This window comes from bacterium (genome assembly GCA_016703265.1).
Classification (GTDB): domain Bacteria; phylum Krumholzibacteriota; class Krumholzibacteriia; order LZORAL124-64-63; family LZORAL124-64-63; genus CAINDZ01.
Genome location: JADJCK010000007.1, coordinates 14,457 through 36,378, shown reverse-complemented (window position 1 = coordinate 36,378; position 21,922 = coordinate 14,457). Strand labels below are relative to the sequence as shown.

The window sequence follows — 21,922 nt, the reverse complement described above, 5'->3', positions numbered from 1 at the left end:
GCGCGCGGCGGCTTCAGCCGCGCAGATGGCCCATGTCGGCATCGACCATCATGCGAACCAGTTCCGGGAAACCGACGGTCGGCTCCCAGCCGAGGACGCTGCGCGCCTTGCCGGCATCGCCGCGCAGGTGGTCCACCTCGGCGGGCCTCAGGAAGCGCGGATCCAGCTTCACGTACTGCCGCCAATCCAGGTCCACGTGCCCGAAGGCGATCTCCACGAATTCCTGCACCGAATGGTTCTCGCCGGTAGCCACGACGAAATCGTCGGGCACGTCGTGCTGCATCATCAGCCACATCGCGCGCACATAGTCACCGGCGTATCCCCAGTCGCGATGGGCGTCGAGGTTGCCCAGGCACAGCTCGGTGGCGCGGCCGGTCTTGATGGCGGCCACGCCGTGGGAGATCTTGCGGGTGACGAACTCCAGCCCGCGACGCGGGCTCTCGTGGTTGAAGAGGATGCCCGAGGCGGCGAACAGCCCGTAGCTCTCGCGGTAGTTCACGGTGATGTGGTGGCCGTAGGTCTTGGCCACCGCGTAGGGGCTGCGCGGATGGAACGGCGTCAGTTCGGTCTGCGGCACCTCGCGCACCTTGCCGAACATCTCGCTGCTGCTGGCCTGGTAGAAGCGTGCCTTCGGGGCCACCTGCCGCAGGGCCTCCAGCAGCCGGGTCACCCCCAGGCCGGTGAACTGGCCCGTCAGCGTCGGCTGGGCCCAGCTGGTGGGCACGAACGACTGGGCGGCCAGGTTGTAGACCTCGTCCGGGGCCGCCTCCTCCATCGCCTTGGTCAGCGAGGCTGGTCCAGCAGGTCGGCCTGCAGAAACGTGATGCGGTCCTTGAGGTGGTCGATGCGCTCGGACGTCTCGGTGCTGGAACGGCGGACCATCCCCCACACGCCATAGCCCTTTTCCAGCAGGAGTTCCGCCAGGTACGACCCGTCCTGGCCGGTAATACCGGTGATCAGCGCTCTCTTAGCCATGTTTTCTCCCGGACGCGGACCCAGCGGGGATGACTGCCGTCCCCATTCTACACCGGGGCTGGCGGCTGGACAAGTTCGCCGGACGGCTGCACTTTGGGGGGGTGCTTCCGAACCGTTCTTTTCCGGAGGGACTCACATGTCGATCGTGCTGGACGGCCGCCACCTGACCATCGAGAACCTGGCCCGCATCGCGCGCGACGGCGAGGCCGTTGCGCTGGCGCCCGAGGCCCTGGAGCGCATCAAGGCCTGCCGCGCCCTCGTCGAGCGCAAGATCGAGGCGCGCGAGGTGATGTACGGCATCAACACCGGCATCGGCGAGTTCAGCGAGATCATCCTCAACGACGACCAGGTCCGCGACTTCCAGCGCTACCTGATCTACAACCATGCCGCCGGCATCGGCGAGCCCGCGCCGGCCGAGTACGTGCGCGGCGCCATGGCCGGCCGCATCAACGTGCATGCGCACGGCCGCTCCGGCTGCCGTCCCGAGATCACGCTCTGCCTGCTCGAGATGCTCAACCGCGGCGTCACGCCGTACGTGTGCCAGAAGGGCTCGGTCGGCGCCTGCGGCGACCTGGCGCCGATGTCGCAGGTCGCGCTGCTGCTGATGGGCGAGGGCCAGGCCTGGTACAAGGGCGAACTGCTGCCCGGCGCCGAGGCGCTCAAGCGCGCCGGCATCGAGGTGCCCGGGCTCCACGCACGCGACGGCCTCGCGACGATCAACGGCTCGAACCTGCTGACGGCGATGAGCGCGCTGCACATCCACGACATGGAGCGCTGGCTGAAGCAGGCCGAGATCGCCGCCGCCATGTCGCTCGAGGCGCTGCTCGCGAACCTGAAGCCGTACCAGTCGCCGCTGCACGTGGTGCGCGGCTTCCGCGGCGCCATCCGCAGCGCTTCGGCCATCCGCCGCTGCATGGAAGGCAGCGACCTGGCCACGGGCAAGGTGAAGACCCGCGTGCAGGACGCCTACTCCATGCGCTCGACGCCCCAGGTGATCGGCGCCGCGCACGACGCCGTGGCCTACGCGCGCAGCCAGGTCGAGATCGAGCTGAACGGCGTCGGCGACAATCCCATCTTCTTCCCCGAGACGGGCGTCACCCAGACCGGGGCCAACTTCCAGGGCTCGCCGGTCTCGCTGCCGATGGAGATGGCCGGCCAGGCCATCACCATGGTCAGCGTGCTATCCGAGCGCCGGCTGAACCGCCTGCTCAACCCGGCACTGAGCGCCGGCCTGCCGGCCTTCCTGACCCGGGGCGCCGGCATGTACAGCGGCATGATGCTCAGCCAGTACACGGCCGACAGCCTCATCGTCGAGCAGCGCATGTACTGCACGCCGGCCTCGGTGGCCTCGATCCCGGCCGCGGCCGACCAGGAGGACTTCGTCTCCATGGGCATGAACACCGCGATCAAGAACGGGCACATCCTCGAGAACGCCTGCGGCGTGCTGGGCATCGAGATGATGGCCGCCGCGCAGGCGCTGGACCTGCGCGACTTCACGCCGGGCAAGGGCACCGGCGCGGCGAGGGCCTGCGTGCGCGAGCACGTGGCGTTCCTCGACGTCGACCGCCCGCTCCATCCCGACCACACGGCCATGCGTGAACTGGTGCGCAGCCACCGGGCGCTGGCGGCGGTGGAACAGGTCGTGGGCGATCTCGCGGAGTTCGACCCGGCCTAGCCGGTCGCGGGACGAGGGCGTTCAGGCAGTCGCTTCGGCGGCGTCGGGGAGACCCGGCGCCGCTTTGCACAGCGCCGGCCGCCCGAACAGGTAGCCCTGCCCGAAGCGGACCCCCATGTCGACCAGCACCTGGAAGTCGTCGGTGGTCTCGATGCCCTCGGCCACGACCTCGGCCTCCAGCACGTCGGCCACGCGCAGCAGCCGCGACAGCGCGCGCCGCATCTCGGGGTCCACGGCCAGCCCGCGCACCAGCCGCTTGTCGATCTTGATCACCTGCGGATGCAGCATGATCAACCCCTCGAGGCAACTGTTGCCGAATCCCACGTCGTCGATGGCGATGCGTACGCCCGCCTTCTGCAGTTCGCGCACGTGCGGCACCAGCACGCAGGGATCGCCGAGCAACTGCTGCTCACTGATCTCCAGGCAGCACGTCACGTCGGTGCGCCCGTCCGTCAGCGCGCGCAGCAGCTCGGCGGACTCGGTCTGCAGCAGCGTGGCCGGCATGATGTTCACGTGGTAGTCCGGGTGCGGGCCCAGTTCCCGCGCATGCGAGGCGCACAGCCGCAGGCAGCGCAGGTCCACCGCGGCAAGGATGTCGTTCTCCTGGCAGAACCGGAACAGGTTGTCCGGCCTGCGCAGCGGCCCCTCGGGGCCGCGCACCAGCATTTCCCGCGAGACGATGCGACCGTCGTCGAGGTTGACGATGGGCTGGCTGGCGGCCTCCAGCACGTCGTCCTCCAGCAGCGCGCGCACCATCTGCGGCCCCGCCAGGACGGGCAGGATCGGCCCGCCGAACTCGACCGCCGCCGCGTGCGAGACGCGGTTCTTGCCGTTCAGCTTGCCGTGCTGCAGCACGAAATGGGCACGGGCCATCACCTCGTCCCAGGAGAGGTCGGCGTCGCCCACCGTGGTCAGCGACAGGCTGGCGGTGGTCTGCAGCGACTGCCCGCCGGCGCTGATCACGTCGCGGCTCACGGCCAGCCGGATCTTCTCGGCGATGATCTCGCCCTCGCCCGCCGCCGCCTCCGGCAGCAGCACGACGAAGCGGTCCGTACCGCAGCGCCCCACCTTGTCCTGCTCGCGCACCGATTCCCGGATGCGCCGCGAGGCGCCCACCAGCACCAGGTCGCCCACGCCGTGGCCCAGCGTCGCGTTCACCCGCGAGAAGTCGTCCAGGTCGACCAGCAGCACCGTCAGGTCGCGCCCGCTGCGCCGGCAGGCGGCCAGTTCGTCGCGCAGGGCCCGCTCCATGCCCTTGCGGTTGAGCAGCCCGGTCAGGCCGTCCATGTGGACCAGCCAGTCCAGGCGCGCCGTGACCTCGGCCAGTTCGCGGCTGATGGCCGCCTCGCGCAGGCAGAAATCGATGGTCCGCAGCCAGGAGGGCAGGTCGGCCTCGTCCAGCGGCAGGCTTTCGCGGGCGCCGGCGCCCCGCACGGCCGCGGTCTGCCCCGGGTCGGGCGACACCATCAGCGCCAGTTGCGGCGTTTCGGGGCGCGCCGCGCCCAGCTGCTGGACGGCCTGCACCTGGTCGGCGTCGGCCGGGTCGGGGCCCACCAGCACCAGGTCCACGTCGTCGATCTGCAGGCAGGTCAGGGCGTCGGCAAGGTGGGTGAAGTGGGCGATGCGGTGGCGGGCCTCGGTGACCGGCTCCAGAAGCGTCCGCACCCGGCGGGCCAGCGCCGGGTCGCGATGCAGCAGCAGGAGTCGGCGGAGCGGGGCCTCGTCGGGCATGCGGATGTCCTGAATCCCTTCACGTACGCGGCCGCGTCCTTGCGGCCGGTTTGGGGCGGACGCTACAACGCGCCGCCGGATCCTGCAAGCCCCGGGTTCCGGGGGTCAGCCCTGCTCCCGGATGATGCTGACGGCCGCCGCCGCGTCGCTCATCACGTAGAAATGGATGCACTCCACGCCCTCGGACAGCAGCCCCTGCACCTGGCGCCGGGCCCAGTTGCGACCGATCTCCCGCACATGCTTGGGCGCGGCGTGGATCTCGTCGACCAGCTCGTCGGGAATCGACACGTGGAAGTGCTTGGGCAGCGAACTCAGGTGCCGCACGCTGTCGATCAGCTTGATGCCGGGAATGATGGGCACGGTGATGCCCGCCTCGCGGCAGCGCCGGCGGTACTCCAGGAACGAGGCGTTGTCGAAGAACATCTGCGTGACCACGTAGTCGGCGCCTGCCTCGACCTTCGCCTTGAGGTGGGCGATGTCGGTCTTCATGTTGGGCGCCTCGACATGCTTCTCGGGGTAGCCGCCCACGCCGATGCAGAAGTCGATCGGCCGCGTGTTGGCCAGGTCGTCGAGGAACTTGGCGCCGCGCAGGTCGATCAGCTGCTTCACCAGGTCGGTGGCGTACACGTTCCGCGTGCGGCCCTGGCTGATGACCTTGCTGTAGTTCGACTCGTCGCCGCGGATGGCCAGCACGTTCTCGATACCCAGGTAGTTGAGCTCGATCACCGCATCCTCGGTCTCTTCCCGCGTGAACCCGGTGCACAGCAGGTGCGGCACGGTGTCGATGCGATAGCGGTTCTGGATGATGCCGCAGATCGAGATGGTGCCCGGCCGCTTCTTGCGCACACGGCGGCGGATGGTGCCGTCGGGCTGCTCCTCGTAGATCGCCTCGGCCGAGTGGCTCGTGACGTCGATGAACGGCGGCGACACCGGCGCGATCTGGTCCATGATCTGGATGATGTCGCCGACGTTCTGGCCGCGCGGCGGCGGGATGATCTCGAAGCTGAACAGGGTCTGCGAAGACTTGGCCAGGTGTTCGGTCACGCGCATCGGTTACTCGCTTTTCTCAGTCCAGGTTCGCCGCCAGCCAGGCGGTCGCTTCCTCGTTCGTAAGCCCCGTCCGGGCCGCGTAGTCCGCCACCTGGTCGGCACCGATCCGGCCCACGCCGAAATAGCGCGCCTCCGGATGCCCGAAATACCAGCCGGCGACCGAGGCTGCCGGGTCGATGGCGCAGGATTCGGTCAACCGCGCGCCGGTGGCCGCCTCGGCCCCCAGCAGCGCGAACAGGGCCTTCTTCGCGACATGGTCCGGGCAGGCCGGGTACCCTGGCGCCGGCCGGATGCCACGGTACTTCTCCTCGACCAGGCCCTCGCTGTCGAGGTTCTCGTCGGCGGCATAGCCCCACCACTCGCGACGCAGGCGCAGGTGCAGGTATTCGGCGAAGGCCTCGGCCAGGCGATCGGCCACCGATTTGGCCAGGATGGCGCGGTAGTCGTCGCCATCCAGTTCGAAGCGCTTCACCAGGTCGTTCACGCCGAGCCCCGCCGTCACCACGAAGGCGCCGGCCCAGTCCGCCACGCCCGAACCCACGGGCGCCACGAAGTCGGTCAGGCACAGGTTGGGGCGGCCGGCGGCGCTCTTGCGCTGCTGCCGCAGGAACGGCACGCGAAGGTGCTCGCTCGTGCGCGACTCGTCGGTGTAGAAGACCAGGTCGTCGCCGTCGGCGGCCGCCGGCAGCAGGCCCCAGACGCCGCGGCAGCGGAGCGAGCCGGCGCTGATCACCTCGTCGAGCATGACCTGCGCGTCGTCGAACAGGCGCCGGGCCTCGACACCCAGGCGCGCGTCGTCAAGGATACGCGGGTATTTGCCCGGCAGGCGCCAGGTCTGGAAGAACGGGGTCCAGTCGATCAGGGCGCGGAGGGCCGCCAGGTCCGGCGTCTCCAGCGCATGGACACCGGTCACTCGCGGCGTCTCGGGGCGGTGCGCGGCCCAGTCCAGGCGCAGGCCGTTGGCGCGGGCGGCCGTCAACGGCAGCTGCTCCCGCGACTCGTCGGCGATGCCGCGGTCATGCCGCACCTTCGCGTACTCGGCGCTGACGCCGGCCAGGACTTCCACCCGCGTGCGCTCGCTGATCAGGCTTCCCACCACACCCACGGCACGCGAGGCGTCCAGCACGTGCACGACGCCGGGCGCATAGTGCGGGTCGATCTTCACCGCGGTGTGCACGCGACTGGTCGTGGCCCCGCCGATCAGCAGCGGCACGGTCAGGCCCTGCCGCGTCATCTCCTTCGCCACCTGGACCATCTCGCCCAGCGACGGCGTGATCAGGCCGCTCAGGCCGACGATGTCGACCTTCCGCTCGATCGCCGTGGCGATGATGCGGTCGGCCGGCACCATTACACCCAGGTCGATGATCTCGTAGTTGTTGCAGCCTAGGACCACGCCCACGATGTTCTTGCCGATGTCGTGCACGTCGCCCTTGACCGTCGCCAGCAGCACGCGGCCGTTGTTGGTGACGCCCTCGGCCTTGCCGGCCTGCAGGTACGGGTCCAGCACGGCTACCGCGCGCTTCATGACGCGGGCCGAGCGGATCACCTGCGGCAGGAACATCTTGCCCGCGCCGAACAGTTCGCCCACCCGGTTCATGCCGGCCATGAGCGGACCCTCGATCACCGCCAGCGGCTGTCCCAGTTCCTGCAGCGCGGCCAGCGTGTCGTCCTCGACGAACTCCGCGTCGCCGCTCAGCAGCGCATGGGCCAGGCGTTCGGCCACCGGCAGGGCACGCCAGGCCGCGGCCTCGTGCTGGTGTCCCTTCGAATCCTCGGTCGCGGCCGCCACGGCCAGCAGGCGTTCGGCGGCGTCGGGCCGGCGGGCCAGGATCACGTCCTCGACGGCCTCCAGCAGCGAAGGCTCGATGTCCTCGTACACCGCCAGCTGGCCGGCGTTGACGATGCCCATGTCCAGCCCGGCCTTGATGGCGTGGTACAGGAACACCGAATGCATCGCCTCGCGCACGTGGTCGTTGCCGCGGAAGGCGAAGCTCAGGTTGCTGATGCCGCCGCTCACGCGGGCGCCGGGCATCGTCGCCTTGATCTGGCGGCAGGCCTCGATGTAGTCGACGGCATAGCGGTCGTGCTCGGGCAACCCGGTGGCCACGGCGAACACGTTCGGGTCGAAAATGATGTCCTCGGGTGGGAACCCGACCTCCCGCGTGAGGATGTCCCAGGCCCGCCGGCAGACCGACAGGCGCCGCTCAAGGGTGTCGGCCTGGCCCTGTTCGTCGAAGGCCATGATCACGGCGGCGGCGCCGTAGCTGCGCACCAGGCGGGCGCGGCGGCGGAACTCGTCCTCGCCGTCCTTCAGGCTCAGGGAATTGACGACGCCCTTGCCCTGCAGGCAGCGCAGGCCCGCCTCGAGCACGTTCCAGTCGCTGCTGTCGACCATCACCGGCACGCGCGAGATCTCGGGATCGGAGGCCACCATGTTCAGGAACGACGTCATCGCCGCCGGCGCTTCCAGCATCGCGTCGTCCATGTTCACGTCGATGATCTGCGCCCCGCCCTGCACCTGCTGGCGGGCGACCTCCAACGCCTCCTCGTTGCGTCCCTCGCGGATCAGCCGCGCGAATTTCTTGCTGCCGGCCACGTTCGTGCGCTCGCCGATGTTCACGAACAGCGAGGTCTCGTCGAGCCGGAGCGCCTCGAGACCCCGCCAGGAACGTGCCGCGCCGCGGCTCGGGAATGCGCCGGGGCGGCCGGCCCTTCATCGCTTCGTCGATGGCCTTGATGTAGGCCGGCGTCGTGCCGCAGCACCCGCCGACGATGTTGACCAGCCCGTCGGCCGCGAATTCGCTGAGGATCGCCGCCATCTGCGCCGGCGTCTCGTCGTACCCGCCCAGCTCGTTGGGCAGGCCGGCATTCGGATGCACCGAGACGAGCGTGTCGACCAGCTGGGACACCTCGGCCAGGAACGGCCGCAGGGCCCGCGCGCCCAGTGCGCAATTCAGCCCGAATGCCGCGGCATCGGCATGCCGCAGCGAGATGCAGAACGCCTCGGCCGTCTGGCCGGTGAGCGTGCGGCCGCTGGTGTCGACGATGGTGCCCGAGATCCACACCGGCAGGTCGGGCGTGCCGCGGCGCTCGAGCAGCTCACGCACGGCGAAGACGGCCGCCTTCGAGTTCAGCGGGTCGAAGATCGTCTCGATCAGCAGCAGGTCGGCGCCGCCGTCGAGCAGCGCCTCGGCCTCTTCGGAATACGACGTCACCAGCTCCATGAAGGTGATGTTGCGCAGGCCCGGGTCGTTCACGTCGGGCGAGATGGAGCAGGTGCGGTTGGTGGGCGCCAGCGAGCCGGCCACGAAGCGCGGGCGGTCGGGCTGCTTGCGCGTGTACTCGTCGGCCGCCTCGCGCGCCAGGCGCGCCGAGGCCAGGTTGATGTCGCGCACCAGGTGATCGGTGTGGTAGTCCGACTGCGAGATCGACGTCCCGTTGAAGGTGTTGGTCGTGATGATGTCGGCGCCGGCCTCGAGGTAGGCGCGGTAGATCTCGCTGATGACCTGCGGCTGCGTCAGGTTGAGGATGTCGTTGTTGCCCTTGAGGTCGTGCGGGTGGTGCTTGAGCAGCGCGCCGCGGAAGGCCGCCTCATCCAGGCCGTAGGACTGGATCATGGTGCCCATGGCGCCGTCCAGGATCAGGATCCGGTCGGCAGCCAGTCGGCCCAGGAGCTGTCGCGTCAGTCGGCTCATCGCAGCGGTCACCCTTCCAGGGAATGGACGGCAGCCGGGGCACGGCCGCAGGTCCGGCCGGGTCCAGGCGCTTCACGGCCCGAGGATAAGGATAATCGGCAGGAATGGCGACACTTGGAGATCAAAAAGGCCGGAATAAAGGCGGCGCCCCGCGCCCGGGGGGATTGGGCGCGGGGCGTCGTTGTGGCCCGAAGGCCTCAGCTACCTGTGGGCGACTTCCAGGCGTTCCCAGTGCGCAGCGACCCAGACCCGGTTGCCGCGGCCGTGGCGGCCCATCTCGCGCTCATAGTGTCCGGCCACCCAGGTTAGCCCGCGGTGATCGCGGCAGCCGCCGACTTCGATGGTGCCGCAGTCACGGCAGCGGTCGGAGTGTTCGCAGCGGTCGCCGCGGCTGCTGAACCCATCGCGCCCACCGCGGTCGTCGCAGGCGTGGCGGTCGTCACGGCGGTCGTCGCGGCGGTCGCGACGCTCGCACTTGTCGCAGCGCCCGTCCCGGTTGCGGTCGTGGCGGTCGCAGCGGTCCACGACGCGGACCAGGCACCCGGGGCGGTCAGGACCGCAGGCCGGCCGGCCGACCAGCACCCGTGCCGCCACCGGCTCGAGATACACGGCCGCTTTCGCGTCATAGCCGGGACCCCGGTCGCGATAGTCGACGGCCACCGGGCCGACCTGCGCCACGACGCGGACGCCGGCTTCGGCGCGGGCGGGCAGCAGATAGGCGATCAGACTGAGGGCGGCCAGGATATAGAAGGTGCCCCGCAGCAGGGACCGGTGAACGATGACGCGGGTCTTCATGGCTGGTCCTTTCGATTCGGTCTGGGGCTCGGTCGGGATGTTCAGCTTCATGGGTTCTATTGCATTGGCGGTGCCGCGGCGCGGGTAAGATGCCATCCCAGGCGAGGCATTTTCTAAATTATTACCGGACAGCCTGTTAGCTTGCATCTGGCGAATCCAGTCGCGGCCACGGCTGCACCGTCCACCGTCCCCCCGCGTACAGGGCGGGCTGTGACTGACTGCCGCCGTGGTCGGCGCGTCTCCGGAAAGGGACATCCGGGCGTCGTGGCGGCGGCGAGCCCGAACTTGGCCCTGCGGCCGGCATCTGTTATAACTCCGGCGTCCGCCCCGACCTTGCCGCGGCCCCGCGGCCCCCGTCACCTGCAAATCCCCAAAGAAGGACCTCCATGTCCCGCAATGCCCTGATGCTGACGCTGGCTGCGGCGTGCCTCTGCGCCCTGGCCGCAGGATCCGCCCTGGCCGCCCCGAAGGCGAAGGACAAGTCCGGCAAGGATGACGCCCCGTGGAGCAGCGGTGATTTCTCGGCGCTGAAGTGGCGCGGCCTCGGGCCGGCGCTCGCTTCCGGTCGCGTCGGCGACTTCGCGGTCGACCCGCGCGACAAGTCCCACTACTACGTCGCCGTCTGTTCGGGCGGCGTGTGGGAGACGCGGAACGCAGGCATCACCTTCGACCCCATCTTCGACGGCGAGGGCAGCTACTCGATCGGGTGCGTGACCCTGGCCCCCAGCCGGCCGGGCACCGTGTGGGTGGGCACCGGCGAGAACAACAGCCAGCGCAGCGTGTCGTACGGCGACGGCGTCTACCGTTCGCTGGACGGCGGACGCAACTGGCAGAACATGGGATTGAAGCGGTCGCTGCACATCGGGAAGATCATCGTGCACCCGACCGATCCCGATGTGGTGTACGTGGCGGCGATGGGCCCGCTCTGGGGACCTGGCGGCGACCGCGGCGTGTACAAGACCACCGACGGCGGAACCACCTGGCAGCAGGTGCTCGCCATCGACGAGAACACGGGCGTGGTCGACCTCGAAATCGACCCGCGCGATCCGGACGTTCTCTACGCGGCCAGCTACCAGCGCCGGCGGCACACCTGGACGCTGATCAACGGCGGACCCGGCTCGGGCATCCACAAGACCACCGACGGCGGCAAGACCTGGACGAAGCTGGCGGGCGGCCTGCCCTCGGTGGACATGGGCCGCATCGGCCTGGCCCTGGCCGGCCCGGATCCCGACGTCGTCTACGCCATCGTCGAGGCGGCCGACGGCAAGGGCGGCTTCTTCCGCTCGGTCGACGCCGGCCTGAACTGGGAGAAGCGCGACGGCTACATGTCCAGCAGCCCCCAGTACTACAACGAGATCATCGCCGACCCCCTGGACACCGACCGCGTGTACAGCATGGACACGTTCATGATGGTCACCGAGGACGGCGGCAGTAACTGGAGCCGTGTCGGCTGGGAAGCCAAGCACGTGGACGAGCACGCGCTGTGGATCGACCCCGACAACACGAAGCACATGCTGACCGGCAACGACGGCGGCATGTACGAGACCTGGGACCGCGGCGACAACTGGGCCTTCATGGCCAACCTGCCGGTCACCCAGTACTATCGCGTGGCTGTCGACAACGACGAGCCGTTCTACAACATCTACGGCGGCACGCAGGACAACAACACGCAGGGCGGTCCCTCGCAGACGCACTACGTCCACGGGATCAGCAACCGCGAGTGGTTCATGCTGATCGGGGGCGACGGCTTCGAGCCGGCGCCCGACCCGACGAACCCCGACATCATCTACTGCCAGTCGCAGTACGGCGGCCTGTGCCGCTTCGATCGCCGCAGCGGCGAGGCGCTGGACATCCAGCCGCAGCCGGCCGAGGGCGAAGCGCTGCGCTGGAACTGGGACAGCCCGCTGATCGTCAGCCCGCACGACCCGAAGCGGCTGTACTTCGCCGCCCAGCGGGTCTTCCGCTCGGACGACCAGGGCAGCGGCTGGAAGCCGGTCAGCGGCGACCTTTCCCGCCAGACCGACCGCAACCGGCTCGAGGTGATGGGCCGTGTGTGGAGCGTCGACGCGGTGGCCAAGAACAACTCGACGAGCTTCTACGGGAACATCGTCACCCTGGCGGAATCGCCGCAGAAGGAAGGCCTGTTGCTGGCCGGCACCGATGACGGGCTGATCCAGGTGACCGTTGACGGCGGCGCCAGCTGGACGCGCATCGACGGCATCAAGGGCGTGCCCGAAGGCAGCTACGTGAGCGACCTCGAGCCTTCGCCGTTCGACCAGAACGTCATCTACGCCAGCTTCGAGAACCACAAGCGCGACGACTTCAAGCCCTACGTGCTGCGCAGCGGCGACCAGGGCCGCACCTGGACGATGATCAGCGGCAACCTGCCGGCCAACGGCCCGGTGCACACCATCGCGCTGGACCACGTGGACCCCGAACTGGTCTTCGTGGGCACGGAATTCGGCGTGTTCTTCACGCGCGACAACGGGTCGCACTGGACGCAGCTCAAGAGCGGCCTGCCGACCATCGCCTGCCGCGACCTGGAGATCCAGCGGCGCGAAGGCGATCTGGTCGTGGCCACGTTCGGCCGCGGCTTCTACGTGCTGGACGACTACTCGCCGCTGCGCGGGCTGGCACCGGCCACGCTGGAGAAGGCCGCCGTGGTCTTCCCGGTGAAGACGGCGAGGATCCACAGCTTCACCTCGGAGCTCGGCTATCGCGGCCGCGGCTTCCAGGGCGCCGGCTTCTACACTGCGGAGAATCCGCCCTACGGCGCCGTTTTCACCTACCACCTGAAGGAGGGCCTGGAGACGCTGAAAGACCAGCGCCAGGCCGCCGAGAAGGACAAGGAGAAGGCCGGCCAGCCGGTGTACTACCCGAGCTGGGACGACCTTCGCGCCGAGGAGCGCGAGGTGGAGCCGGAACTGGTCATCACCGTGCGTGACCAGGCGGGCAACGTGGTGCGACGCCTGAAGGGCGACGGCGGCAAGGGCCTGCATCGCGTGGCGTGGGACCTGCGCCACCCCTACACCGGCCCGGTCAGCCTGGGCGGCGGCGGGCCGCGATCGCCTTGGGACGGCGAGGACCGCGGGCCGCAGGCTGCACCCGGCACGTACTCGGTGAGCCTTTCGCAGCGCGTGCGCGGCGTGGAAACCGAACTGGCCGGTCCCGTCACGTTCACGACCGAGTTGCTGGGCACGCACTCGACGCCCGACCGCGACCCGCAGGGCACGCTTGCCTTCGCGGCGGAAGCGGCCGAGATGTACCGCGCCGTGCAGGGCGCCGGCCACGTCCACGCGGACGCCGTCGAGAAGGTCGGCTACCTGCGCCAGGCCGTGCTGGTGACCCCGGCCGCCGATCGTGCGCTGCTCGGCCGCATCGACGCGCTGGCCGCCAGGCTGGCCGACCTGGGCGTGCAGATGGACGGCGACGACACCGTGGCGCGGCGGCAGGAGCCGACCACCCCGGGCATCAGTTCGCGCGTGGGCCAGGTGGTCGCGGGCCTGGACGGCAACCTGTCGGGCGCCACGACGACGATGCGCGAGAGCCTGGCGGTCGCGAAGCGGCAGTTCGGGCCGGTGCTGGCGGGGCTCGAGGCGGCGACGGCGGAGATCCGTGCGCTCGAGGCCGAACTGGAGAAGGTGAAGGCGCCGTACACGCCGGGTCGATTGCCGGCGTGGGACGGCCGTTGACCTCCGGACTGCGCTGTTAGCAACGAAAGAGGGGCCCACCGGGCCCCTCTTACGTTGTGCGCCTAGCCCTTCTCGTCGTAATCCTGTAGGGCAGGCGCAGTTTGTTCAGCCCGTTGAGCGCCGCCACCCGGTAGCATTCGGCCAGCGTCGGGTAGTTGAAGGCGCTCTCGACGAAGTAGTCCACGGTGCCGCCCAGCGACATGACCGCCTGCCCGATATGGATGAGTTCGGTGGCTCCGGTCCCGATGATGTGCACGCCCAGCAGGAAATGCGTCTGGGGATGGAAGATGATCTTGAGCATGCCGACGTCGTCGCCCAGCAACTGGCCGCGCGCGGTCTCGGTGTAGCGGGCGCTGCCCGTCTCGTAGGGCACGCCCTCCTCGGTCAGCTGCTCCTCGCTGCGCCCCACCGTGCTGATCTCCGGGATGGAATAGATGCCGATCGGGAAGTCGCGGGAGCGGTCCTGGATCTCGACGCCGAACATGTGGCAGACGGCCGTGCGGCCCTGGTTCATCGAGGTCGAGGCCAGCGCCGGGAAGCCGATCACGTCGCCCACCGCATAGATCGCAGGGTTGGCGGTGCGGTAGTGCGGGTCGACCGTCAGCCGGCCGCGGTCGTCGACGTCGAGGCCGACTGCCGGCAGGTTCAGGCGCGCGGTGGCGCCGTGCCGGCCCAGGCACCAGAGCACGGCCTGCGCCCGCAGCACCTTGCCGCTGCGGAGGCTGACCTCCACGCCTGCGGTATCCGATTCCGATTCGGCCACGTGGTGCACGCCGGTGACTTCCTCGCCCAGCCGCAGCGTCAGTCCGCGCGACCGCAGGTGGTACTGCAGCGCCTCGCCGATCTGCAGGTCGAGGAAGCCGAGCACGCGGGCACCGCGCTCGACCAGGGTCACGCGGACGCCCAGGCGCGCGAACATCGACGCGAACTCGGTGCCGATGACGCCGCCGCCACACGATCAGCGTCTCGGGCAGGCAGGTCAGCCGCAACAGGTCGTCGGAAGTCAGGACACATTCGTCGTCGAAGGGCACGCTGTCCGGGCGCGCAGGCTCGGAACCTGTTGCGATGAGGAAGCGGTCGGCGGTGATGGTGCGCTCGCTACCGGCGCCGCGGACCACCAGGCTGCCGGGACCGGTGAACGAAGCCTCGCCGGCGACCAGCACGACGCCGTTGCGGCGCAACTGCGTCTGCACGATCTCCATCTCGGTGGCGATGATGCGCTGGCAGGAGCTGAGCAGCTCGCCGATGGTGAGCTTCCCGGTGCGCAGTTCGCCGCGGGCGTTCAGGTGGTCCTTGCCGGAGGTGGCGCGCAGGATCGCCTCGCGCAGCGCCTTGGACGGGATGGTGCCCGTGTGGACGGCCACACCTCCCACCTGCTCCATGCGCTCGATGACGCACACACGGTGGCCGAGCTTGGCCGCCTGGATGGCGGCCTTCTGGCCGCCGGGGCCGCTGCCGATCACGCAGAGTTCGAAATCCGCCACGCCTGCAGGTCCTTTCCGGCGCTTAACCGCCGTCGGGAACGACGCCGGCGGGCAGATTGTCCGCCGGTGTCAGGGTATCGCCATCGGGGCCGCCCGAGACCACCGTGCGGGTGGAGACACGCACCGCGTAGGGCACGCCCCAGCCGTCGGCCGCCAATATATCGTCCAGAACCAGATTCGCCCGATCGGAATTCCAGTCGCCGGTCAGTTCCACCGAGCCCTGGGCATCGACCCGTGCCTGGGCGATGGCCAGCTCGTAGAGCGTGGCGCGGCGGCCGGCCGCGGCGCTGCTGACGGACAACTGCACGTCGTCGCCGTTGCCCGCCAGGCCGTCGGCGCCGCGACTGGTCACCAGCGCCGTGGGCGGGCGCGCGGCGGCGTTGACCGTGAACGCCAGCGGCATTCCCCAGCCGTCGACGAGGGCCTCGGCACCCACGGCGGGCGGCAGCCAGGCGCCGTTCAGCTCGGTCAGGATCGCCGGGAAGCTCCCGTTGACCTGGAAATACTCCTGCGCAGCGCGGCTGATCGCCTCCAGGCGCACGCGCGTGAGGGCTTCCATCTCGGACAGGGCTCCGTCGACGTCGACGAGGATCTGGAGGTCATCATGGCCGTCGGTGCCCTCGGCGGTGCCGCCCACGGTCCAGGTGGCACCGACAGTGCCTGAGCCCAGCCGGCGGTCGGCACCGCTGCTGGCGATGATCGCCGCCGCGGCGCCGGTGTTCAGCAGGGGCGTGCGGTCGTAGGCCAGCGGGCGGCCCCAGGCGTCGAGGTTCACGGTGGCGGCCGCCGCCTCGCGCGCCGAGCCCAGGTAGGGGCCGCGCCAGCCGCCCAGCCCGGGGTCCGTCACGAGGGCCGCCAGGCCCTCGGCCTCTGTGGGCAGGCGGCCGACGTCGCGGTAGAACGCGACCAGCGCCTGGTCCAGCGCTTCCAGATGCGTGCGCGTTGCCGCTTCGCGGGCGGCCAGGGCCTCGCGGAACAGGAGCGGCCCGACCGTCCCGGCCAGGATCGCCAGGACGGCCAGCAGGACGATCAGGCCCAGGAGGCCGAATCCGGAACGCTTTGCCGGGGCAGGCTGTTGCACAGGATTTGGGCACCTCCGCTGGGGTCGGGGCCGCAGGCAGCGCGGCCAACCGCCATCGTCGCCATCACCAGCGGCCCGGTCAACCTCCATTTGGGCGCCGGACGCCGCTCTCACCCCTAAAGAAGTCGCGCACGCGGCCGAAATCCTCGTCGGGAGGTGGCCGTTCATCGGGACGGCCAACCGGGTTGCCGTGCCGGGCATATTTCCTTCGTGGGGGCCTTCGCATGAAATTGAAGATGAAGATCCTGTCAGGGTTCGGCGTCGTCTGCGTGCTGCTTCTGGCCAGCGGATCGTTCTCCCTGCTGCGGGTCGGGACCATCCGCCATGCCATGACGCAGTCGCTCGGCCAGGGCGAGGAACTCGCGTCCCTCATCGAGATGCAGGAGATGACCACGCGCAAGCCGCTGGCCCTGATGGAAATGCTGGCCGCCACCGGTCCGGCCGACCTCGCGGCACAGTTCTCCACCTATGAGCGCACGAAGCTCGACATGGATAAGCAGATCGCGACCTTCCTCGAGAACCCCGCCACGACCGAGGAGGAGCGGAAACTGATCAGGGCGATGGATGACATCGACGAGAACCAGGTGCACCCGCGCTTCATCGAGGTGGAGCGCATGATGCGCCTGAAGCTGGCCGGGGGCGCCGTCAGCGATCGCCAGATCCAGCAGGTGGACGAGGAACTCGACGACATGTTCAATCGCCAGCTGGCACAGCTGGAAGAATCGATCGAAGTGGTTCGCGGAGAGGTCGCCGAGATGAGCCGCGACGCCGACCGCACCGTGGCTTCGACCCGCACGGCGCTGGTGACGGTGATGGTGGCCGGATTGCTGTTGAGCGCTGTCATCGGCATCGCGGTGACGCGCGCCGTTGCGCGGCCCGTCGGCCAGCTCGAGCAGGCCGCAGCCCGCATTGCACAGGGCGACCTGACCGCAAGCATCGACGCCGGACTGCTGGCCCAGAAGGACGAGATCGGCTCGCTGAGCCGCTCGTTCGCGGGCATGGCCGACTTCCTGCGTTCGTTCGTGGGCGAGATCGTGACCAACGTGGAGACCCTGAACCGGGCCTCGCAGGAACTCTCGGTGACGGCCACGCAGATCGAGACCAACTCACGCGCCATGGCCGACAGCTCGCGCACCGTGACGGGCAACGCCGAGAACGTCTCGCACGCCTCGGGAGCCGTCGCCGCCGGCGCCAACGAGATCTCCGATCGCATCAGCACGGCCGCCGCCGCCGTGGAAGAGATGAGCGCCAGCATCAACGAGGTTTCGAGCAGCTGCAATCGCGAGCTGCAGATCGCCGCGCAGTCCAACGAGCGCACGCTGGCGGCACGCGAGAACGTGGGCCGCCTCCACGAGTCGGCGCAGCACATCGACCGCATCAGCCAGCTGATCCGCGACATCGCCGACCAGACGAACCTGCTGGCCCTGAACGCCACCATCGAGGCTGCTTCCGCCGGCGACGCCGGGCGCGGCTTCGCCGTCGTGGCCCACGAGGTCAAGGAACTGGCCCGGCAGACCGCCAAGGCCACGACCGACATCGAGTCGAGCATCCGCGAGATCCAGCAGGCCACGCTGCTGTCCATCCGCGAGATCGACGAGGTGGCCGGCTTCACCCAGCAGCTGAACGACGTTTCGCAGACCATCGCCGCGGCGGTGGAGCAGCAGGCCGCGGCCGCCAACGAGATCTCGAGCAGCCTGCAGCAGGTGAGCGCCGGCTCGTCGGAGATCGCCATGAGCGTGGGCGACTCGACCGCCAACCTCGAGGACATCTCGCGCAACGTGCGCGGGCTCGACGGCGCCATCCGCGACACGGTAACCGGCGTGGGCCGCATCAACGGCAGCGTGGACAACCTCACCGCGGTGGGCAAGCGGCTGCAGGAGCAGACGGCGCGGGTCAAGCTGGCCTGAGCCAGGGACTCAGCGGGAAGATCGGGGCTGGGCCGCGGGGTTACTCGCGGCCCAGCGCCACGATGGGGTCCATGCGGGCGGCCTTGTTGGCCGGATAGAGGCCGAAGAAGACGCCGATGGAGACGGAGAAGGCCGCGGCCCCCAGGGTCACCCACGGCGAGACGGCGAACGGGAAGCGCAGAAAGTGCGTCATGCCCCACGAGACGAAGTAGCCGATCACGATGCCGATGATGCCGCCGATGCCCGTAAGCGTGGCCGCCTCGATCAGCACCTGCAGGAGGATGTCCTGCCGCCGCGCGCCCACCGCCATCCGCACGCCGATCTCGCGCGTGCGCTCGGCCACCGAGATCAGCATGATGTTCATCACGCCGATGCCGCCCACGAGCAGGCCGATCGACGACAACACGACCAGGACCAGCGCCACGCCGCCGGTGACCTTGTCGATCAACTCGCCGTAGGTCTCGGAGGAAATCACGTCGAAGTCGTTGGGCTCGTCCGGCCGCAGGCGCCGTTCGGCGCGCAGGGTGCCGGTGAGGTTGGACATGACCTCGTCGGAGGTGAAGCCGTCGGCCACGGTCAGGGCCAGGTTGCGGTCCTCGAAGCCTGTTCCGAGCGCATCCTTCTCGAAGGACGTCCAGGGTGTGCAGACGAAGTTGTCGCCCATGGCGCCGACGATGTGGCGGCGCGCGGCCATCGTCCCCACGATCACGTACGGCTTGCCGTAGATGCGCACGGTGCGCCCGACCGGGTCGCGGCCGGGGAACAGGTCCTCGCGCGGGCCGTAGCCCAGCACCGCCACGCGCGCGCTGGAACTCACTTCCTCGGCCGTGAAGAAGCGGCCCTCCTCCACGCCGATGGAGAACAGGAACGGGAAGTTCTGCGAGCAGCCGAACCCCTGCACGAAGTTCGTGCGCTCCTTGCCGTAATCCAGCACCATGCCGCGGCCATTGGAAACCTGGTAGTCGATCAGGCCCACGCCCTCGGTCGTCTCGAGCGGCGCGATCAGTTCCGACATGAGCTGCGGCCGCTTGAGCTTCTCCTCGGCCTCGCCGCCGCCGGTGCCGCTGTCGCGCGAGACGTAGAGATAGGGCCGGCTCGACGACACGACGTCGTCGCGGATGCGCCCGCTCAGGCCGTTGACGATGGTGTAGATGGCCAGCAGCGTGGTGACGCCGATGGCCACGCCGAGGATCAGCAGCGCCGAGCGCATGCGGTGCCCGACGATGGTCCGCAGGGCCTGCGCCACGGCGTCGCGGACGATGAAGTGGCCGCTATTCATGGCGCAGCGCCTCCACGGGATCCAGTCCCGCGGCCTTCCAGGCCGGGTAGGTGCCGAAGCCGGCGCCGATGAGGAACGTGGTGCCCAGGCCCAGCAGGATGGACCAGCCGGCCACCGCGAACGGCAGCGGCGAGGCCAGCGAGATGACCCAGGCCAGCACGAGGCCGATGATGATGCCGGCGATGCCGCCGATGACCGACAGCGTGACCGCCTCGACCAGGAACTGCCACATGACGGCCAGGCGGCGGGCGCCGAGAGCCTTGCGCACACCCACCTCGCGCGTGCGTTCGGTGACCGAGACCAGCATGATGTTCATCAGCACGATGCCGCCGATCACCAGGCTGATGCCCACCAGGGGCACCAGGGCGCCGTAGATGGCCTTGGAGATGCCGCCCCAGATGGCCAGCATCTGGTCGCTGGACGACAGCGCGAAATCGTTGCGTTCGAGCGGGCGCAGGCGGTGGCGCTGCCGCATCAGGAAGGTGGCCTCGTCCTTCGTCTCCTGCAGTCCGTCGAGCGTTGCGGCCTGCACCTTGAGATCGATCGACCGCGCGGCGCCGAACAGCTTGAACCAGGCCGTGATCGGCACCACCGCGAACTGGTTGCGGTTGTTGCCCATCACGGTGCCGCGGTCGTCCACCACGCCGATCACCGTGAAGTGCCGCCCGCCGATCTTGACCTGGCGGCCGAGCGGGTCGGCGTGGCGCGGGAACAGGTCGCGGGCGGCATCGAAGCCGACCACGGTCACCTGCCGCGCCATCTCGACGTCGGTGCGCGTCAGGTGCCGGCCCAGCAGCAGGGGCATGTCCTCGAGGATGGAATAGTCCTCGGTCATGCCGCGGATGCGGGCGTTGCGGAAGACATTGCCCTCGGCCCGGAGGTCGCCGTTGGACGATGCGTAGGCGCCGATGGCCCCGGCGGTGGTCAAGCGCTCGGCCAGCCAGTCGCGGTCAGCCAGCGTCAGGTTGGGGTTGTTGAGCGATTCGAGGAAGGCGTCGAAGTCGGTCAGGAACTGGATATCGTCCACGCGCGTGAGCGTGAACACCGAAGTGCCCTCGTCCAGCACGACCTGCGAGACATAGCGGTCCGTGCCGTAGATCAGCGAGACCACGGCAATGACCGACATGGTGCCGACGATGTTGCCCAGCAGCGTCAGGAACGTGCGCAGCTTGTGGCCGCGCAGGCTCTCGATCGCGATGCTGACGCCTTCCAGCAGGTTCATCGGGCGCCCTTGCCGCTCTTGCCGCGGTCCTTGCCCTTCTTCATCAACTCGACCTGGGCGCCTTCCTTCAGCTCGCGCAGGATACGGAACGGCCCGGTGACGACCGTCTGGCCGGCGGTGATGCCGCCGAGCACCTCGAAGTCGTCCTCGCCGGCGATACCGATGGTGACGGGCACGAACTTGACGAAGCCGTCCTTGAGCACGAACACGCCCTCGGTCTCCTTGCGCTTCACCTTCGACTCGGCGGCGGTGTCGGCCTTTGCCGTGCGCGGGACGAAGCCGAGGTCCTTCAGCGCCGCCGCCTGCGCCTTGGCGCGACGGCCCGAGTAGCGGCGGACATCGACTTCCTTCAGCGGCCAGTCGCGCACCGTCACCGCGCCGAGGGGCACGGCCAGCGACTGCGTGCGTTCGGCGACCGTGATCTCGGCCTTGGCCGAGAGGCCCGGGCGGATGTTGGGCAGGCTGCCGTCGAGCGTGATCTTCACCTCGAAGTCGATGGCTTCCTGGTTGCCGCCCGTGCGCGTGCGGATGGGGCTGTTGCCGATCTCCGTCACGTGGCCGGTGAAGGTGCTGTCCGGGAACGCGTCGATCGTGATCTTCGCCGGCTGGCCCAGGGCCACGGACACGACCTCGGTCTCGTCGACCTCGACCCAGGCTTCCATGGTGCCCAGGTCGGCGATGACCAGCAGCACCGTGCCGGGGTTGTTGAGCGTTCCCATGATGGCGTTCTCGCCCTCTTCCACGTTCAGGCGGGTAATGACGCCGGTCATGGGGGCGGTGATCGTTACCTTGTTCAGGTCGTGCCGTGCGGCCGCCAGGTTCGCTTCGAGCTGCTGGACGCGGTTGCGCGACGCGTCGAGCCGGGCCTTCTCGATGCGCACGTTGGTGCGGGCGTTCGCCAGCTGTTCGTCGCTGGCCAGGCCTTCGGCATGCAGCTTCTCGGCGCGATCACGGTCGAGCTCGGCCTTCTCCAGCGAGGCGGCGGCAAGCTCGAGGTCGGCCCGCGACGAGCGGATGCTCGCCTGAAGCGCGTCGACCGCCGAGCGGTACGACGACGGGTCGATCTCCATGAGCAGGTCGCCTTCCTGCACCTGCTGGCCCTCGACGACCGCCAGCTTGACGATGGTGCCCATGGCGTTGGCGCTGACGTCGACCTTGCGCTTGGGCTCGATGGTGCCCGAGCAGTCGACGATGGCGGTCAGGTCCTTCGCGGCGACCTTCCCGGTCTCGACGCGGGCCTCGGCCTTGTCACGCCCCTTGAGGATGGACGCGACCACTGCCCCCAGCACGAGCACGATCGCCACGATGATCAGGATCCGTTTCACGATGCTACTCC

The 21,922-nt window shown here is 69.3% G+C and carries 10 protein-coding genes and 3 pseudogenes; 3 read left to right on the top strand and 10 right to left on the bottom strand.

What is annotated here, in order from left to right; translation table 11 throughout:
* Positions 1 to 13: 13 nt before the first annotated feature.
* Positions 14 to 975: pseudogene (gene gmd / locus IPG61_14090) on the bottom strand (GDP-mannose 4,6-dehydratase).
* 136 nt (positions 976 to 1,111) lie between these two features.
* Between gmd and IPG61_14085 the strand changes: the two are divergent.
* The gene (locus IPG61_14085) at positions 1,112 to 2,650 is read left to right on the top strand and encodes an aromatic amino acid lyase (protein MBK6735179.1); all 1,539 of its coding nucleotides are present in this window, start codon (positions 1,112 to 1,114) and stop codon (positions 2,648 to 2,650) included.
* A gap of 21 nt (positions 2,651 to 2,671) precedes the next feature.
* Here IPG61_14085 and IPG61_14080 read toward each other — a convergent pair whose 3' ends face one another.
* From IPG61_14080 to IPG61_14065, 4 genes and pseudogenes are all read right to left on the bottom strand, one after another.
* The gene (locus tag IPG61_14080) at positions 2,672 to 4,381 is read right to left on the bottom strand and encodes a bifunctional diguanylate cyclase/phosphodiesterase (protein MBK6735178.1); all 1,710 of its coding nucleotides are present in this window, start codon (positions 4,379 to 4,381) and stop codon (positions 2,672 to 2,674) included.
* Positions 4,382 to 4,486: 105 nt separating this feature from the next.
* A complete protein-coding gene (locus IPG61_14075; GenBank protein ID MBK6735177.1) occupies positions 4,487 to 5,431 on the bottom strand; it encodes a methylenetetrahydrofolate reductase in 945 nt (314 codons plus the stop codon).
* A gap of 16 nt (positions 5,432 to 5,447) precedes the next feature.
* Positions 5,448 to 9,126 (bottom strand): annotated as a pseudogene (metH, locus tag IPG61_14070) (methionine synthase).
* A gap of 201 nt (positions 9,127 to 9,327) precedes the next feature.
* Positions 9,328 to 9,921, bottom strand: coding sequence for a hypothetical protein (locus IPG61_14065; protein ID MBK6735176.1), 594 nt, complete (start codon positions 9,919 to 9,921; stop codon positions 9,328 to 9,330).
* 404 nt (positions 9,922 to 10,325) lie between these two features.
* Between IPG61_14065 and IPG61_14060 the strand changes: the two genes are divergently transcribed.
* The gene (locus tag IPG61_14060) at positions 10,326 to 13,613 is read left to right on the top strand and encodes a glycosyl hydrolase (protein MBK6735175.1); all 3,288 of its coding nucleotides are present in this window, start codon (positions 10,326 to 10,328) and stop codon (positions 13,611 to 13,613) included.
* A 49-nt stretch (positions 13,614 to 13,662) separates the two neighbouring features.
* On the opposite strand, the pseudogene sthA reads toward IPG61_14060, so the two are convergent.
* Both sthA and IPG61_14050 read right to left on the bottom strand, forming a co-directional pair.
* Positions 13,663 to 15,097, bottom strand: a pseudogene (sthA, locus tag IPG61_14055) (Si-specific NAD(P)(+) transhydrogenase).
* 22 nt (positions 15,098 to 15,119) lie between these two features.
* Positions 15,120 to 16,178, bottom strand: coding sequence for a type II secretion system protein GspG (locus IPG61_14050; GenBank protein ID MBK6735174.1), 1,059 nt, complete (start codon positions 16,176 to 16,178; stop codon positions 15,120 to 15,122).
* Between the two features lie 236 nt (positions 16,179 to 16,414).
* Between IPG61_14050 and IPG61_14045 the strand changes: the two genes are divergently transcribed.
* A complete protein-coding gene (locus IPG61_14045; GenBank protein MBK6735173.1) occupies positions 16,415 to 18,085 on the top strand; it encodes a methyl-accepting chemotaxis protein in 1,671 nt (556 codons plus the stop codon).
* A gap of 40 nt (positions 18,086 to 18,125) precedes the next feature.
* On the opposite strand, the gene IPG61_14040 is transcribed toward IPG61_14045, so the two are convergent.
* The 3 genes from IPG61_14040 to IPG61_14030 are packed head-to-tail and all read right to left on the bottom strand — an operon-like array spanning position 18,126 to position 21,911.
* Positions 18,126 to 19,364, bottom strand: coding sequence for an ABC transporter permease (locus IPG61_14040; protein ID MBK6735172.1), 1,239 nt, complete (start codon positions 19,362 to 19,364; stop codon positions 18,126 to 18,128).
* Positions 19,357 to 20,586, bottom strand: coding sequence for an ABC transporter permease (locus tag IPG61_14035; protein ID MBK6735171.1), 1,230 nt, complete (start codon positions 20,584 to 20,586; stop codon positions 19,357 to 19,359). The genes IPG61_14040 and IPG61_14035 overlap by 8 nt, the downstream gene beginning before the upstream one ends.
* A complete protein-coding gene (locus tag IPG61_14030) occupies positions 20,583 to 21,911 on the bottom strand; it encodes an efflux RND transporter periplasmic adaptor subunit (protein ID MBK6735170.1) in 1,329 nt (442 codons plus the stop codon). Before IPG61_14030 ends, IPG61_14035 begins: the two co-directional genes overlap by 4 nt.
* Positions 21,912 to 21,922: the final 11 nt, after the last annotated feature.